A 15342-nucleotide genomic window follows, 5' to 3' on the forward strand; every position below is an offset into this window, starting at 1 on the left:
GCAAACCATTCAGTGGGTCGAGCCAGCGAGGCGAGACCAGAATGAGTTCTTCGACATTGCCAATGCAGCAAACGATCCCACTGACTGACAAAGACTGAAGAGCCAACGTTCCTTGGGCCTGTTAGATCCGAACCCATTGAAAACCAGCACGCCCCCCGCAGCCCCTGCTTTGGTCACTGCGCTTGGTCGAGGAAACTTCAGCAACAACCAAAACAGACGATCCAGAGAGCGATTTGGGAGATCTAAAACCTTGAGCCATTACACAGGCTGATGCAGATGCTGCATCAACTTCAAAGACCTTCCGCCTGGACATTGGATGGGTTTGCCCCCAAACAAAGGTGTTTCCAAGACAGGCCGGCGGCAATCACCCAGCCCGTAGCACCGATGGCAATCGCCATCACACGACCCTCCCCGGTGCCAAGACTCTCTGTTAACCAAGCTGGCCACACGGGCCATGCGAGTGCCGGGCGCAAACCGTAGTCAACCAGCAGTGGTACGCCCAGAAAGGCAAACAACCGGGTTGACCATTCGCAGCCGTAGCGCAGTGAAAAGTAGCGAGGCAGTGCTTCCCGGGGAGCCAGGGTCACCCAGGCTTGGTGAATTGATGCCATCACAACGGGCAAGGCTGCACTGAACACCAAGACAGCTCCAAACCAAACCACGGGTCGATGCGCAAAGGCTTGCAAGCCAGTACCCATCAAGATCAGCGCCTGGATGATCAGGCTCAAAGGCAGGACAGTTCGCCAGTGCTGCCCCAATCGCCATCGCCAGCCAGCAAACCCGATCAAATACCCCAAGCAGCCTGTGATCAGGACCCAACCCATCCGCTCAGGCGCATAGGCCAGCGCCACCCAAGCAGGAAACAGCACTTCTAAAGAGGCGTAGACAAATGCCGTGAGTGCAGTGATCACTAGAGCTGAGCGCGCTGGAAATGAGCGCTTCCAGAGCGCAAGCAAACGATTCCACGTGCGAGGAGCCATGAGCTGATTCGACGCCGTCGGTGCAACCCAATCGAACTGCTGCGCAGCCTGAAACCAGGGAGCCACCACAACGCTCAACAGGGCAAACAAAAAACTGATGCCATCGAGCAGCAGCACACCTCCCAGGCCCTGACTGGCGACAAGCCAGCTCCCCAGGAAGGGAGCCATGGTGATCACTAAGCCATCCACGGTGGCGAACAATCCATTGGCTCGCTGTAAACGCTCTTGATCGGAGATCAGCAGCGGAATCAGGCTGGAGAGACGCACCACCAACAAGGCTTCAGCCACAGCGGCCAAAGCTTGAATCGCTAAAACGCCGAGCAACCAAGGTGGCTCATCAGCGGAAGAGCCGAGCAACACACCAGCCGACAAAGCAGTGCACACTGCTCCCGTGGCATGGCAGAGCACCATCAAACGCCCTGGACGCCATGCCGGGAAAACGCGCAAAAACAGCGGCAACGCCAGCAAACGTGCCGCCTGCACCACCATGGCCACCAAACCAAAATCGAGGAGTTGGCCCGACTGAGCAAACAACCAAAGCCCGATTCCATAGAGACTCGTCTGAGTTCCCAGATTGGAAATCAGCTGGCCGCCCCAGAGATAGCGAAACAGGCGACTGGATCTCTTGGCCACTGGACAGATCTAGGAACAGTTAAGGGAGAAATTCACACCTCTTAGGCGCGAATAAATCAACTTCACTAACTCATCCAACTCTTGGCGAAAAAACTGAACCCACATCAGACCAGTGCCTTTGGACCATGGAAGAGAAGCTGACGTATCGCGTCTCTGTCGGCGCTGAGTCGGTGACGCTGCATGCGTGCCTTCAGCTGTTGATACTGGTGCGGCTGCTCAAGCCAGCTCCGACACAGTGCGACAAGATCCTTTGGCTGACGGATACAGCGATCAATCTCGCGGGCCTGGAAATAGCGGCGAGCCAATAATTCCTGAGGCATGGTTGTGCCAAAGCCATTGAAAATCAGCACACAGCCAGAGGCCAGAGCTTCAGTGGATGTTCTTGCACCAGGCCGCGCCACCATGGCCCAGGCTGTTCTGTAAAGCGATGCCATCGCTGCTGGGCCTTGAAAAGCCAACGGCTCAACCTTCAGCTGAGAATGCTGCGCCGCCCATTCCTGCACCTGCCGAAATGCCGCCTGACGACGGCCGCAGAGGGCGACAACCCTGATCATCCCCGCCAAGGGCAGCAGCGTCTCCAGCAAACGAATGTGGTTGTTGGCCCCGTTGGCCCCAGCCCCCAGCACCAGGAGTGGTAGAGGCTCGACATCACTCTCTGAAATCTCGCGCTCCAGTTCCTCTTCAAAGGCGGGATCAAACAACGGCCCCAGAGCCGGCGTCGGCAAGGCGCGATAACCACGCCTGCGTACATCATCGCTGACTTCCTGGGAGAGGGTCCAGAACGCTTCGGCCCTTCGCGTCAGCCAGTTGCGACTGAAACCAAAACCGCCTTCCAACTCAGTACAGCAGGTGATGCAGCGCAAACCGGGCACGACCCGCTTCGCCAGATCGAAGTGACCGCGGTTGATATGGGGGTGGGTGGAGATCAACAGATCAGGCTGCAAACGCCGCAACAGACGAATCACATAAAAGCGCCCGGCGAGCAAGGTTCCTGGCTTGGTGACGTCTTCCCATTCCACAACACGCCAATAGATCTGATGCATCCAGGGCCCATGGCGCTGAATCCAGTTGTAGAGAGCAACTCCCGCGCGGGTAAAAACGCTGGCATTTTCCAGCACATGCTCAACCCACACCTCACCGGTTGGATCCCATTGCTTAAGCCAGGCCTCCAACGCATAAGCAGCGGCGTCATGGGCTGTGCCACCACTCGACGTGAAAATCAAAACCCTCATTCGATCAGGGTCTCATGCTTGTTGTCTGTGGCTGATGAACCACCGCCAGAGTCAAATCCAGTGCCTTATACGCGCAGTGCACTTGATCCATGGCCAATAGATTCGACTGGTTGAGGGGCGTGATCCATGGCACGACTGCTGATCACAGGCGGGGCTGGATTCATTGGTAGCCATACCTGTGTCGTGCTCTTACAGGCAGGTCACAACTTGCTGGTGCTCGACGACTTCAGCAACAGCACCCCACTTGCCCTGAAACGGGTGTCTGCACTCGCCCAGCTTGACTCCCAGTCATCCCAAGTCCGCCTGCAGGTTCGACGAGGAGACATCCGCGATCAGGCCTACCTTGACGCGCTGTTTTCCAAGGCAGCTTCTGAAGGCGCACCGATTGATGCTGTGATCCACTTCGCCGGACTGAAAGCCGTCGGTGAATCGGTGCGTGAACCGCTGCACTACTGGGACGTGAATCTGACTGGCAGCCGCTGCCTGCTGGATGCCATGAACGCCCATGGCTGTCACACCCTGGTGTTCAGCAGCAGCGCCACGCTTTACGGCTACCCGGAACGCGTACCGATCCCGGAGACAGCGCCCATTCAGCCGATCAACCCCTATGGACACTCCAAGGCAGCGGTTGAACAGCTGCTGCAAGACCTTGCCGCCAGCGCTGCCAATCAATGGCGCATTGCCTGCCTGCGTTATTTCAATCCCGTGGGAGCCCACCCCAGCGGCAAGATTGGAGAAGATCCGCTGGGTACCCCCAACAACCTGTTCCCGTTTCTGAGTCAGGTGGCCGTGGGCAGGCGCGAATCTCTCCAGGTGTTTGGAGGCGACTGGCCCACCAGCGACGGCACCTGCATCCGCGATTACATCCACGTGATGGATCTGGCGGAAGGCCACCAGGCTGCCCTCGACTGCCTGCTTGCTGAACCAACTCAACTGCTCACCCTCAATCTGGGCAGTGGTCAGGGAGCTTCGGTGCTGGAGGTGGTGCATGCCTTTGAACGCGCCAGCGGTCGCCAAGTGCCCTACGACCTGGTGGCCCGCCGCGATGGGGACGCAGCCATCACGGTTGCCGATCCCGCTTTGGCTCTTCAACGGCTCGGCTGGCAAACGCAACGCGACCTCGACGACATCTGCCGCGATGGCTGGGCCTGGCAATCGGCCAATCCAGCTGGCTACAACGACCCCGGATGAGTGGTCTTATGCTGGCCGGTGGCGGACATAGCCACGCGCTGGTGTTGCGCCGCTGGGCCATGCAACCCAGCAAGCGCCCCAAGGAACTGATCACGCTGGTGAGCCGAACCAGCACCGCCCTTTATTCAGGCATGGTGCCTGGCCTGATCGCAGGGATCTATCAACGCTCGCAGGTAGCCATCGACCTGCGCGACTTGGCCGATCAAGCCGGCGTGGCACTGGTAGTGGCCAAGATCACCGGACTAGACCTTCAGAACCAGCAGCTGCAGCTGGATCAGCGGCCAGCACTGTCCTACGAGCGCCTCAGCCTCAACCTGGGTGCTGAAACTTCAATAAGCCCAGCGCCAACTTCCGGACTAGTGCCAATCAAGCCGCTGGAGCCAGCACTGGCCTTCCTGACCGACCAGGACCAGCTGATTGTCGACACAGGTTTTGCATCCTCAAGTTTTCAGGTGGTGGGCAGCGGCCTGGCCGCAGTGGAGACGGTCTTGGCTCTCAGGCAGCGCTGGCCCAGGCGTCCTCTTCTGCTGCGGGTCCGCCCTAGGCATCTGAAACCCGCTTTGATCAGAGCTCTACGGGAAGCCTCCATCCAGATCCTTGAAACAAGCAAGCTGGATCCAACAGAAGAGCTCAAGACAACTCCAGGACTTGTTTGCACCGGCAGCCGAGCACCCCACTGGCTGGCCTCCAGTGGCCTGCCTTGCTGCCCAAGCAGCGGCCGGATCCGCACCGAGGCGAGCCTGCAGGTGATTGGACACCCCAAGCTCTTCGCTGCAGGCGACTGCGCTGTGATCGATGCGCAGCCGCGTGCCCCGTCAGGAGTCTGGGCCGTGAGGGCCGCCGCGCCATTGGCCCGCAACCTGGAAGCAGCTTGCGAAGGTCGACCTTTGCGACGCTGGCGCCCTCAACGCCAGGCGCTGCAACTGCTGGGCGGGTTCAACAAAGGGCAACCTACTGCCTGGGGACTACGGGGATCACGCCTGATCGGCCCTCACCCCCTGCTATGGCGCCTCAAATCGGCCATTGATGCGCGCTTCATGGCGATGTTTCGGCGCAGCAGATCCATGGACAGCACCGAAGCAATGGCCTGCAGGGGCTGCGCAGCAAAGCTTCCCGCTGGGCCCCTGGAAAGTGCCCTGCAGCACGCCGGCATCGCAACGCTGGGAATGCAACCCGAAGATGCCGCAGTACTGCCGTTGAACACCGCCGTGGGGATGGCTCCAGTGCTGCAAAGCGTGGATGGCTTTCCAGCCCTGGTCAGTGACCCTTGGCTCAACGGACGACTCACTGCCCTGCATGCCTGCTCCGACCTCTGGGCCTGCGGTTCGCGCGTGCTGGCTGCCCAGGTCGTGGTCACCCTGCCCCAAACCACAGAATCCACCCAAGAGACCCTGCTGGCCCAGACCCTGGCGGGCATCCGCTCCGCCCTTGATCCCCAGGGCGCCCAACTGATCGGTGGTCACACGCTGGAGACCCGCGATGGCTTCGCCCAACCACCTCTCAGCCGGGCTGTCCAGGTGACACTAAGTGTCAGCGGCCAAGCCGTTGATCTGTTCTGGCCCAAGGCAGGGCTTCGGGCCGGAGACCGACTGTTGCTCAGTCGTCCGCTGGGAACAGGAGTGCTGTTTGCCGCGGCCATGACCGGTGCTGCTCCAGCTCCAGCTCTGGATTTAGCTCTCGAACAAATGGGCACGAGCCAGCACGTCTTGCTGGAGGAGCTTCTGGAGCTGCAAAGCGAGCATCCAAATGCCATCCATGCGGCGACCGACATCACCGGCTTCGGACTGCTGGGCCATCTGGGCGAAATGTTGCGCAATCCGGGCCTGAAAGTGGTGCTCAATGGCTCCCAGATCCCTGCAGTTCCTGAAGCTCTCTCATTACTGGCCAAGGGCTACGCAAGCAGCCTGGCCCCCGCCAACCGACGAGCCTGGAGCTTGCTGGACAACGGAGATGTGGATCTGCAGCTGGCAAGCATCGAGCCAAGGAGCATGGAGCATCAAGCCTTGCTCGAGCTGCTGGTGGATCCGCAAACCTGCGGGCCATTGCTGATCAGCGTGAACGCCCATATCGCCCAGCAGCTGATGTCTCACCCCAACACGGCTTGGACCGAAATCGGCAGCGTGCAACAACGCTGATCCAGACCGACTTCATTGATCAAGGGCTTCAATCGGCGCCAGGCGAGGATCGAGGATCTTGGGGCCCATCCCGGCAAATTTCACCGCGATCGAAACCTTCTCGCCGCTCCCGAAGGTGTGTGTGACTTCGCCTTCCCCGAAGCTGCTGTGCATCACTCGATCGCCCACACTCCAGCTCTTTCCAGGCGCAGGGCCCGCCTGACGACGGCGCACGGCGTTGGCGGGCGCACTGCTGCCATTGGGCTTGTCCCGATCCACGCGAGTGAGGCGATCCAAGCGCTGTTCCCGGCGGATGGCTGCTCCGCCGGAGCGAGGAATTTCACCCTGTACCAGCCCTTCCGGCAGTTCGGACAGAAAAACACTCGGCACTGCCGGTTCACGCATCCCTCCCCAGAGACGGCGCTCACTGGCATGGGAAAGGAACAGCCGTTCTTTGGCCCGGGTAATGCCTACATAACAAAGGCGGCGCTCTTCCTCCAAGGAGGCTGGGTCGTCCAAGGATCGGTAGCTGGGAAAGAGTCCCTGCTCCATGCCCACCAGGCAAACCACAGGAAACTCCAGACCCTTGCTGCTGTGCAGCGTCATCAAGGTCACCCGGTCAGCGGCCGTGTCCTTGCTGTCGGCATCACTGGCCAGGGCAGCCGATGCCAGAAAGCCCTCAAGATCGCCTTCATCATTCTCTTCCTGATACTGCAGACCGGCATTGACCAGTTCCTGCAGGTTGCGACGACGCTCCTCCGCTTCATCGGTGCCCTCAGTGATCAGCTCGCTCACGTAGCCGCTCTGCTCCATCACCTGCTGGATCAGTTCCGAAGGCGCCGTGTTGTGAACGCTTTCTCGCAGACCATTGATCAATTCACAGAACTGCAACAGCCCTCTGGCCGATCGCCCTCCCAAGGAGCGCACCGCTTCAGGGTCACTCACCACATCCCAGAGCGGGATGCCCAACTGGTTGGCTGCATCCGTGAGCCGCTGGATGGTGGTTTTACCGATGCCCCTCTTCGGGACATTGATCACTCGCAACAGGCTGACGGTGTCAGCCGGGTTGATCATCAAGCGCAGATAACCGAGCACATCCTTGATCTCACGCCGGTCATAGAAGCGCAGACCGCCCACCACCACGTAGGGGATACGCCAGCGCACCAGAGATTCCTCAAGAGCCCGCGACTGGGCGTTGGTGCGATACAGACAGGCCATATCCCCCCAGCTGAGCTCGGGGTTGGCCGCTTCCATCATGCGCAACCGATGCACCACAGCTTCAGCCTCGGCAATCTCGTCATCGCAGCGGGTGAGTGAAATCAGCTCGCCTTCGCCACGCGTGGGCCGCAGCACCTTGTCGATGCGCTCGCTGTTGTTGGCAATCAGCGCGTTGGCCGCCTCCAAAATCGTGGCGGTGGAACGGTAGTTCTCCTCCAGCTTCACCATCGTGCGGGTGGCGTCGTCAGGCGCCTGGTCGCCGAAGTCGTCCTGAAAGCCCATCAAGATCGTGAAATCGGCGGCACGGAAGCTGTAAATGCTCTGGTCGGCATCCCCCACTACGAACACCGAACGACCCGACCAGTTCTCGTAACCCTGGGGATCCTTGCCATCGGTCACCAGCAGCTTGATCAGGTCGTACTGGGTGCGGTTGGTGTCTTGATATTCATCCACCAGCACGTGCGCGAAGCGGCGATGCCAGTAGCTACGCACCTGCTCGTTCTGCTGCAGCAGCTGCACGGGAAGCAGCAGCAGATCGTCGAAATCGAGAGCGTTGTTAGCAGCCAGTGCCTTGCGGTAGCGCCGGTAAACATCCGCTGCAAGCTTGCCCCGCTGCCCTTCGGAATTAGCTTCCATCTGGTCCGGCAGCCAGCCCTGATTTTTGGCGTTGCTAATCGCCCAACGCACTTTCTTAGGCTCAAAGCGCTTCGGATCGAGCTGCAGCTCCTGGGTCACGATCTCCTTAACGAGGCTCTGGGCATCGGCCTCGTCGTAGATCGAAAACTGCTTCGTCCAGGTGAGCCCATCCTTGTCTTTGAACTTGTCGATGTCGTAGCGCAGCATGCGCGCAAACAACGCATGAAAGGTGCCGATCCATAGCTCCTTGGTGACCTCGCGGTAGATGCGCGATCGCAGCTGTCGCTGCTCCACCGGCGGCAACGTGCTCCAGGGCTGCCCGAACTGACTCTGCGCCAGCCGCTGAGCCAGCAACAGCTCCAGCCGCTCCTTCATCTCTCGGGCCGCCTTGTTGGTGAACGTCACCGCAAGGATCTGGGATGGGTCGGCTCCGTGTTCACCGATCAGATGGGCGATGCGATGGGTGAGGGCGCGGGTCTTGCCGCTGCCTGCTCCGGCAACCACCAGCAAGGGCCCTTCATGGTGATCCACCGCCCGGCGCTGGGCGTCGTTGAGGCCGGCAAGAAAACTCATGAGCCGATGGTACGGAAGTTCTCCTGTTTCAACGGCAATGGAGCCACCCAGGCAATGGCTAGCAAATAACCGCTAATCACCTGCTGCAGCGATGTTTTGAGCAGCGTGGACTCCACCAATGAGGAGGCCAGAATGAACAAAGCACAGGCCAGGCCTGTCCTGCAGAGTGATCCGGCATCACCGGCGAGACCCGAGAACAGACGCTGAAAGACCAAGCTCAGTGCAACGAGCATCAGAATCAGCGTGATCACACCCTGGTCGGCCAGCGCATGCAAGAACACATTGTGAGCATGGGGAATACCGCTGGTGCGATCAGGAAGAAACACCTTGCTTGCGCAGTGATCCGAGACTCGGTCATAACCCTGTCCTATCAACAAATCAGGCAGAGAACGCAGTGATTGGCTCACAAAGCACTGCGCCACCTGTGCGCGCCCAACATCGCTTGGCTCCTCAGCGACCATTGGACTGCCAGGCGCATACAGAGCCAGGTTGAACAGCAAAGACAACACCAAGATGGTTCCTGCCAATGACTTCGCTCGCCTAGCCACCCACTGTCGATTCCACCAGCACAACTCAGTGAAGATCTGGGCTGCGATAGGAAACAGAAGTGCCGCACGCGATGCCGCCCCCAGGGCCAAAACGAAACTGAATACCCCGACAACTACGGCCAACCGAGACAGCCAGGGGCGTACTTCGGACCGATAAAGCCCGTAGCCAACCAGAGCGAACAGTCCGTAGAGATAACCTGAGCGATTGATCGTGATCCTCTGGATGCGGACAGCCTCCTGTGGCAAAGCATCACGCAAAACCGACCAGGGAATGGCGTCGAGATTGCTATTGAACCGATCGAATTCCACGAAGGGCAGCGAGACGATCACCGTGGCCAGAACAAACCAAAGCCCTCCCCTCCATTGCGCTTTTGACTGCTGCAGACCAGCCGCGAAGGCCAGCAACACCAGGATGAGATCCGTGGGGGCCGACCCGCTGATGGGATGAATAACGGCACTGAGGCTCACAACCAAAACGCCGATCAACACGCCATACACCGGTTCTGAAGGCAACCAGCGCAGAAATTTGAGACCACACCAGATCGCCAGGATCAAAACCATCCCGGCTGGATTTCCGCTTCGCTCCCACAACAGACCGGAAAGCGAAAGTGGAAGCAGCAGATCAACCCAGGGGGATGCCAGACGAGGAGTCAATCCTGCCAAGAGAGACGGGTCGTGAGATTACTCAGATTGCCAGAACTGAAATGAGCAAAGCCCTTTCGTGATTGAGAATGCCTCAAGTTTTACGGTTTGAGCGTGTCCGCCCTTACCCGCTGCCTGCAGGAAGAAGCGGCTGCAATCGCAGCGGCTGCAGAGCGTCTGAGTGCTGTTCAGGTGGAGGGAGCTTTAAGCCTGCTGGCGCGTTGCGCCGACCGCAAAGCAAAGCTGGTGATCACCGGTGTTGGCAAGAGCGGGATCGTGGCACGAAAGATCGCCGCTACGTTTTCGTCGATCGGGCTCATGGCCCTTTACCTCAACCCCCTGGATGCGCTCCATGGCGACCTGGGAGTTGTGGCTCCGGATGATGTCTGTTTACTGCTTTCAAACAGTGGCGAAACCGCTGAGTTGCTGGAACTGATGCCACATCTGAGGCGACGCGGCTCTGCGCGCATTGCCCTGGTGGGCAGTGCTCACTCTTCTCTGGCCCATGGCAGCGATGTGGTGCTGGAGGCATCCGTGGATCGTGAGGTGTGTCCTCTAAACCTGGCTCCAACCGCCAGTACGGCAGTTGCCATGGCCATCGGCGATGCCCTGGCAGCCGTTTGGATGCAAAGGCGAGGCATCTCACCAGCCGATTTCGCCATCAATCATCCAGCCGGATCACTCGGCAAGCAGCTCACCATGACCGTCGCCGATCTGATGGTGCCGGTGTCGAACCTGCAACCGATCACCCCAGACACTCCTCTACCTGAAGTGATCAGCCGACTCACCCAGGGAGCCATCGGCAGCAGTTGGGTGGAGGATCCGCAAACTCCCAGACGCCTTTTAGGCCTGATCACCGATGGCGATCTGCGTCGGGCTCTGCGCGACCACGGCCCTGAACGCTGGCCGAATCTCAACGCTCAAGATCTGATGACGTCTGACCCGATCACCGTCTCCACCGACCTGCTAGCGGTTGATGCCATCCAACGAATGGAGCACAACAGGCGTAAACCGATCTCGGTGCTGCCGGTGGTGGATCAGCATCACGTGCTGCTTGGCCTGCTACGTCTGCATGACCTGGTGCAGGCGGGGCTCGCCTGAACAGAGACCATCCGATGCGACGACTACTGCGTGAGTGGAACTGGTACAGGCATCGCAGGCCACTTGCTGCACTCGAACTGCTGGTAATGGATGTGGATGGTGTGCTCACCGATGGTGGGCTCTGGTTCGATGCTCAAGGAAAGCTGCAGAAACGGTTTGATGTGCGCGACGGACTCGGTCTGCGTCTGTTGCAGCAAAAGGGCCTGCAGCTTGCTTTCCTCAGCGGAGGCATGGGCGGAGCCACCGAGGTGCGCGCTCGCCAGCTGGACATCCAGCACTGCCTGGTAGGCATCAAGGACAAACCGCCCGCGCTGACGCACCTGCAGCAACAACTAGGGGTGAGCAAAGCGCGCACTGCGTTCCTCGGGGACGATCTCAATGACCTAGCAGTACGCCCCAGTGTTGGCCTGCTGATTGCACCGTGCGACGCCTGTCGCCCCTTACGCCATCAGGCCGATGCGGTGCTACGTCGCGGTGGTGGCCATGGAGCCGTGCGCGAGCTGGCGGAACGAATCCTGCAAGCCCGTGGCGACTGGAGCTCTCTGCGTCAGAACGGTTGGCGGGATCGCAACGACTGACACCACAAAGCAAGTGACCTCGGCTTGACATCAGCCAAAAGATCTCAACGCATCGTTGCCAAAACCTGCTCACGCGCCTGACGCAAAGCCTCCCCCAGCTCAGGACCGGGACGCAGTCCCTCTGCCATCAGCTCCCGGGCACTGATCGGAGACACCACATGCCGCCAGCGCCCCCACCAGCGCAGCAGCGGTCGCCGGCAAGGTGGGTTATCCACCACAGCAAGCGCAACCGCCTCAACAGACCAGCGTCCGGCTTCAATTTTTCGGGTCCACTCCAGGGCGTCCCAGTCGGACCAGGAGTGCGAGAACACCTCCTGCAACAACCAGCTGCGCAGCTCAAGCAGCTCCTCCAGCCAGCGCCGCTGCTGAAGAGGCATCTGCAGGCGCTGGGCCAAAGCAATCGGATCAGAGGCTGCTGCGACCAGTGCAGCCATGGCTGGAAGTCCGAGACGGGAAGCCCAGCCCAGACGCCGTGTCAGCTTCGGCTCTGTTTGCAGCCAGGGGTCCAGTAGCGGCATGGCGGACCAAGCCTGTAGTAGAGCCAAGGCCTCTGCCCAGGGTTCCCGATCCAGTAGAAGTTCCAACTCCATGCGCAACCGAGTTCCAAGCGCCGGCGGCACAACATCGGCAGCATCGCCAAATTGCCAGGCCCAAGGCCAGACAGAGAGGGTGAACTCCACCTGACGCAAAGCTTCCGGGGCGAGGCGAAAACCCAGCCTTGCGCCATACCGCGCTGCCCTGACCACTCTGGTGGGGTCATCCTCCACGCTGCGGCCATGCAGGAAAGCGAGATGGCTCAGGGCCAGATGCTCCTGACCTCCGTGAGGATCGATCAGTAGCTGACTGCCGTCTGGATCCTGCACCAGCGCCATGGCATTAATCGTGAAGTCCCGACGAGCCAGATCCTCGTCCAGTGAGCCATGCTGAACACAGGGGTTCTGCCCTGGCGCTGTGTAAGTCTCGGTGCGTGCTGCAGCGAGGTCGATCAGAACACCATCGATCCGCAACTCCGCCGTGCCGAATTGATGATGCACGAGCACGTTCGTCACCCTCTTAGGACCAAAGGTGTCCTGAAGACGACTCAACAACCCATCAGTGGACCCCTCAACTACGAGATCAAGATCAGGAGGTACTCGCCAAGGTTCGCCAAGTTGATGATGCAGAAGTGCATCACGAACCGCACCACCAACAAGCGCCAGGCGCCCTTCACCCTGATCATGAAACTGTTTCGCCAGGGATTGGAGCAGAGGCTGGTAGATCACCGGCAGTGTCAAACCCGTTCCGACCTTCATGAGCACTGTTCTCAGCGACGGGGGAAGATTGCAAGGACAGGCATCGGCCAAAGGCGAAGTGGCTGACCGCTGGATGGGATGGTCATGACAATGACCTGCAAATAGAGCCTTAACCCACATCCATCAAACAGCACCTCTCGAATGGAAACCAGTCAAAATTAATTTTGAGGGGCCTACAAGTTTTCTGCATCGGTGATCGAGGCAGCAGGCAAGCAGCTGTGAATTACTGTGAAAAGACGAGAGAACGATCGATGTCGACTTCAATAATCATTCCTTGTTACAACGAAAAAAACGCAATTCGCGAAACCATTGAATCGATTCTTTCATCAGTTAAGCAATCAGAGTCCGAAGATATTGAGATTATTTGCGTCAACGACGGATCTTCAGACGGATCCGAACATGTTCTCAATGCGCTGACATCCGAAGAGGAGAATAGAAACGTCTTGGTCGTGCATCACAAACGCAACCAGGGCTATGGAGCCGCTTTAAAAACAGGCATCCGACGCAGCCAAAAAGACTATATCTGCATCACTGATGCTGATGGAACTTATCCCAATGAACGCATTCCAGAACTGATCGAGAGAATTACAAAGAAAGACCTCGATATGGTTGTTGGTGCTCGCATAGGAGCCAATGTTGATTACTCCAAGATCCGATCGATTCCGAAAATGATTCTGGTGCCATGGGTGTCATTCCTGTGCGGCACTGACGTACCTGATATGAACTCAGGCTTGAGAATTTTCAGACGCGATCGAGCTCTGGATTTTCTTAAGCTGCTTCCTGATGGTTTTAGCTTTACAACAACCATCACTATCTGCCTTCTCAGAAATCGATACGCCGTTGAATTCACACCCATCAGTTATGCCAAACGAGTCGGTAAAAGCCATATCAAACCAGTAAAAGACACGTTGAGATTCACCCAATTAATCCTACGCACAGGCATGTACTTCGCACCAATGCGTCTGCTGTCACCCCTTATCGTGGTCCTGGGAGCCTTGTTCGTCATCAGCGGAGCCTACGACCTAACAATCCTAAACAATCTCACAGATAAAACCGTTCTTCTTGGATTTGCCAGTCTGAACATTGCCATGTTTGCGCTGCTTGCTGACATGATTGATAAGCGCGCAAAGTAAAGCAAATTAGAAGTCGATCCCTAAATCAACCTGACTGGAGGGGCCTCTCCTGGGCGGAAACGTGTAAAAATACAACCAAAAATACTCACCATCAACATCGTGAGACAAAGCACTGAAATTGGAGCAATTGGCAGCGAATACCTCGGCAAAAAGTGACTCACTAAAGCATAAAATCCAAAAAGGGAAATGGGTACGACAGACACCATCAACCACGACAGGCGTCGCTGAACAATCGACAAAATAGGAGAAAGGAAAAGCGCAGGAAAGGCGAATGCATTCAAAAGAACCCCATTCCAATACCGAGAACGAAAACCCCAGAAGCCCCTCCAAGAAAGGGGAATGCTTGTTGTTAAAACATTGAGTGGATTCCTACTAAATTCCCGCAGTGCATACGCCTTCCGCTCACTGTCATTGAGAGACAACTCGTAAGGAAGGGCCCTTTTGCCCCTTTGATAAAGAGAACGAACATCCCCATAGCGTTCTTGCTTTAAAGCCACACGATCGCATTCCAAATAACGCTCAAACACAGCCAACCTTCCGTCACATGACAGCTCCTCATCAGAAAGCCCCATCAAGGGGCCCAACAGATCACGGCGAACAACGTTCGGCGAAAAAGCATAGAAAGAATCACGAAATTCTTGCAGATTCATCTGATTGAAAACAGATCTAATCAGCAACACGTCTCCACCACCTTTGGCGATGGCGAACTTAGAAAAATAAATCTGGTTACGAACAGCCCACGGACCAACAATCAGCAAGAAACCTAGCGAAAAAGTAATCAGCAAACTCCAAAAACGTTGACTCAATCCTGATATCAAAAAAGCAATAAGTGGCAAAACTAAAATTGCTACATACGCAACCGAAGATTTGGTCAATGCCATCGATCCCAGCACTAATCCAGCAGCCAAAAGCCATCGTCTGGATTTTTGGCGCGAGGCCACCAACAAAACGACACCCAACCAAACAAGAATAGCTGCAGCAATCAGCTCAGTGTTCATTCGCCGAATCTGTCCAATCACAAAAAAATGATTCACTAAAGCAATTTGCGCAGCTGCCAAGAAGTTAGCTGCATACATTGGCGTAAAAACCAATCGAGAGCTCAACCACAGTGCAAGAAACAGAGAACCCGCCCAGAACAAATTGATAGTCTTCAAGAACAGAAGAAAAGACTGACTGAAAGGCTCTCCAACCTGATCCAAAAAACCTGGCTGAACAGCCTCAGCAACCCTCAAATAAACCGCAAGCACAACATTAGGAAACGGTTCTCGCCTGTATCCTGGAACAACTAGTTCAGAAATTCGAGATTCACTGTAAACACCATATTTAGCCAGATTCAAACCTGATCGAACATTCTGAACCGCATCTCCGCCAATAGGTTCTGCATCCAGCAGATAAAAGTCCTGAATCAATAAAAACAAAATCAGCAGAACGACTGCAACTGCAGAAAGCCTGAACAAGTGGCGGGTCAACA

11 protein-coding genes are annotated in these 15342 nt (G+C 57.4%); 5 read left to right on the top strand and 6 right to left on the bottom strand.

All coding sequences use genetic code 11. From position 1 onward, the window contains the following. Positions 1-290: 290 nt before the first annotated feature. A complete protein-coding gene (locus tag DXY31_RS09795; RefSeq protein ID WP_114993579.1) occupies positions 291-1613 on the bottom strand; it encodes an MFS transporter in 1323 nt (440 codons plus the stop codon). 104 nt (positions 1614-1717) lie between these two features. Continuing rightward, complete coding sequence (locus tag DXY31_RS09800; protein WP_114993580.1) at positions 1718-2845, bottom strand: hypothetical protein; 1128 nt, start codon at positions 2843-2845, stop codon at positions 1718-1720. A 126-nt stretch (positions 2846-2971) separates the two neighbouring features. Between DXY31_RS09800 and galE the strand changes: the two genes are divergently transcribed. Then, positions 2972-4036 (top strand): UDP-glucose 4-epimerase GalE, encoded by a 1065-nt coding sequence (gene galE, locus DXY31_RS09805; protein WP_114993581.1) that lies wholly within the window; start codon positions 2972-2974, stop codon positions 4034-4036. After that, positions 4033-6171 (top strand): selenide, water dikinase SelD, encoded by a 2139-nt coding sequence (gene selD, locus DXY31_RS09810; RefSeq protein WP_114993582.1) that lies wholly within the window; start codon positions 4033-4035, stop codon positions 6169-6171. The genes galE and selD overlap by 4 nt, the downstream gene beginning before the upstream one ends. Positions 6172-6183: 12 nt before the next feature. Here the strand turns inward: selD and DXY31_RS09815 are convergent, their stop codons facing one another. Both DXY31_RS09815 and DXY31_RS09820 read right to left on the bottom strand, forming a co-directional pair. After that, positions 6184-8577 carry a UvrD-helicase domain-containing protein gene (locus DXY31_RS09815; RefSeq protein WP_114993583.1) on the bottom strand — a complete coding sequence of 798 codons (2394 nt, stop codon included), beginning with the start codon at positions 8575-8577 and terminating at the stop codon, positions 6184-6186. Continuing rightward, positions 8574-9779: an O-antigen ligase gene (locus tag DXY31_RS09820; protein ID WP_244279685.1), complete on the bottom strand. Its 1206-nt coding sequence runs from the start codon at positions 9777-9779 to the stop codon at positions 8574-8576. Before DXY31_RS09820 ends, DXY31_RS09815 begins: the two co-directional genes overlap by 4 nt. Positions 9780-9881: 102 nt before the next feature. Between DXY31_RS09820 and DXY31_RS09825 the strand changes: the two genes are divergently transcribed. Both DXY31_RS09825 and DXY31_RS09830 read left to right on the top strand, forming a co-directional pair. Continuing rightward, the gene (locus DXY31_RS09825) at positions 9882-10868 is read left to right on the top strand and encodes an SIS domain-containing protein (protein ID WP_114993585.1); all 987 of its coding nucleotides are present in this window, start codon (positions 9882-9884) and stop codon (positions 10866-10868) included. Between the two features lie 14 nt (positions 10869-10882). Continuing rightward, positions 10883-11446 carry an HAD family hydrolase gene (locus DXY31_RS09830; RefSeq protein WP_114993586.1) on the top strand — a complete coding sequence of 188 codons (564 nt, stop codon included), beginning with the start codon at positions 10883-10885 and terminating at the stop codon, positions 11444-11446. Positions 11447-11490: 44 nt separating this feature from the next. Here the strand turns inward: DXY31_RS09830 and DXY31_RS09835 are convergent, their stop codons facing one another. Further along, complete coding sequence (locus DXY31_RS09835) at positions 11491-12738, bottom strand: CCA tRNA nucleotidyltransferase (RefSeq protein WP_114993667.1); 1248 nt, start codon at positions 12736-12738, stop codon at positions 11491-11493. Positions 12739-12989: 251 nt separating this feature from the next. Between DXY31_RS09835 and DXY31_RS09840 the strand changes: the two genes are divergently transcribed. Then, positions 12990-13871, top strand: coding sequence for a glycosyltransferase family 2 protein (locus tag DXY31_RS09840; RefSeq protein WP_114993587.1), 882 nt, complete (start codon positions 12990-12992; stop codon positions 13869-13871). A 20-nt stretch (positions 13872-13891) separates the two neighbouring features. Here DXY31_RS09840 and DXY31_RS09845 read toward each other — a convergent pair whose 3' ends face one another. Then, positions 13892-15340, bottom strand: a complete 1449-nt coding sequence (locus DXY31_RS09845; protein ID WP_206749810.1) for a hypothetical protein — start codon at positions 15338-15340, stop codon at positions 13892-13894. Between the last annotated feature and the right edge of the window lie 2 nt (positions 15341-15342).

The sequence above is a fragment of the Synechococcus sp. UW179A genome, from assembly GCF_900473965.1.
Taxonomy (GTDB): domain Bacteria; phylum Cyanobacteriota; class Cyanobacteriia; order PCC-6307; family Cyanobiaceae; genus Synechococcus_C.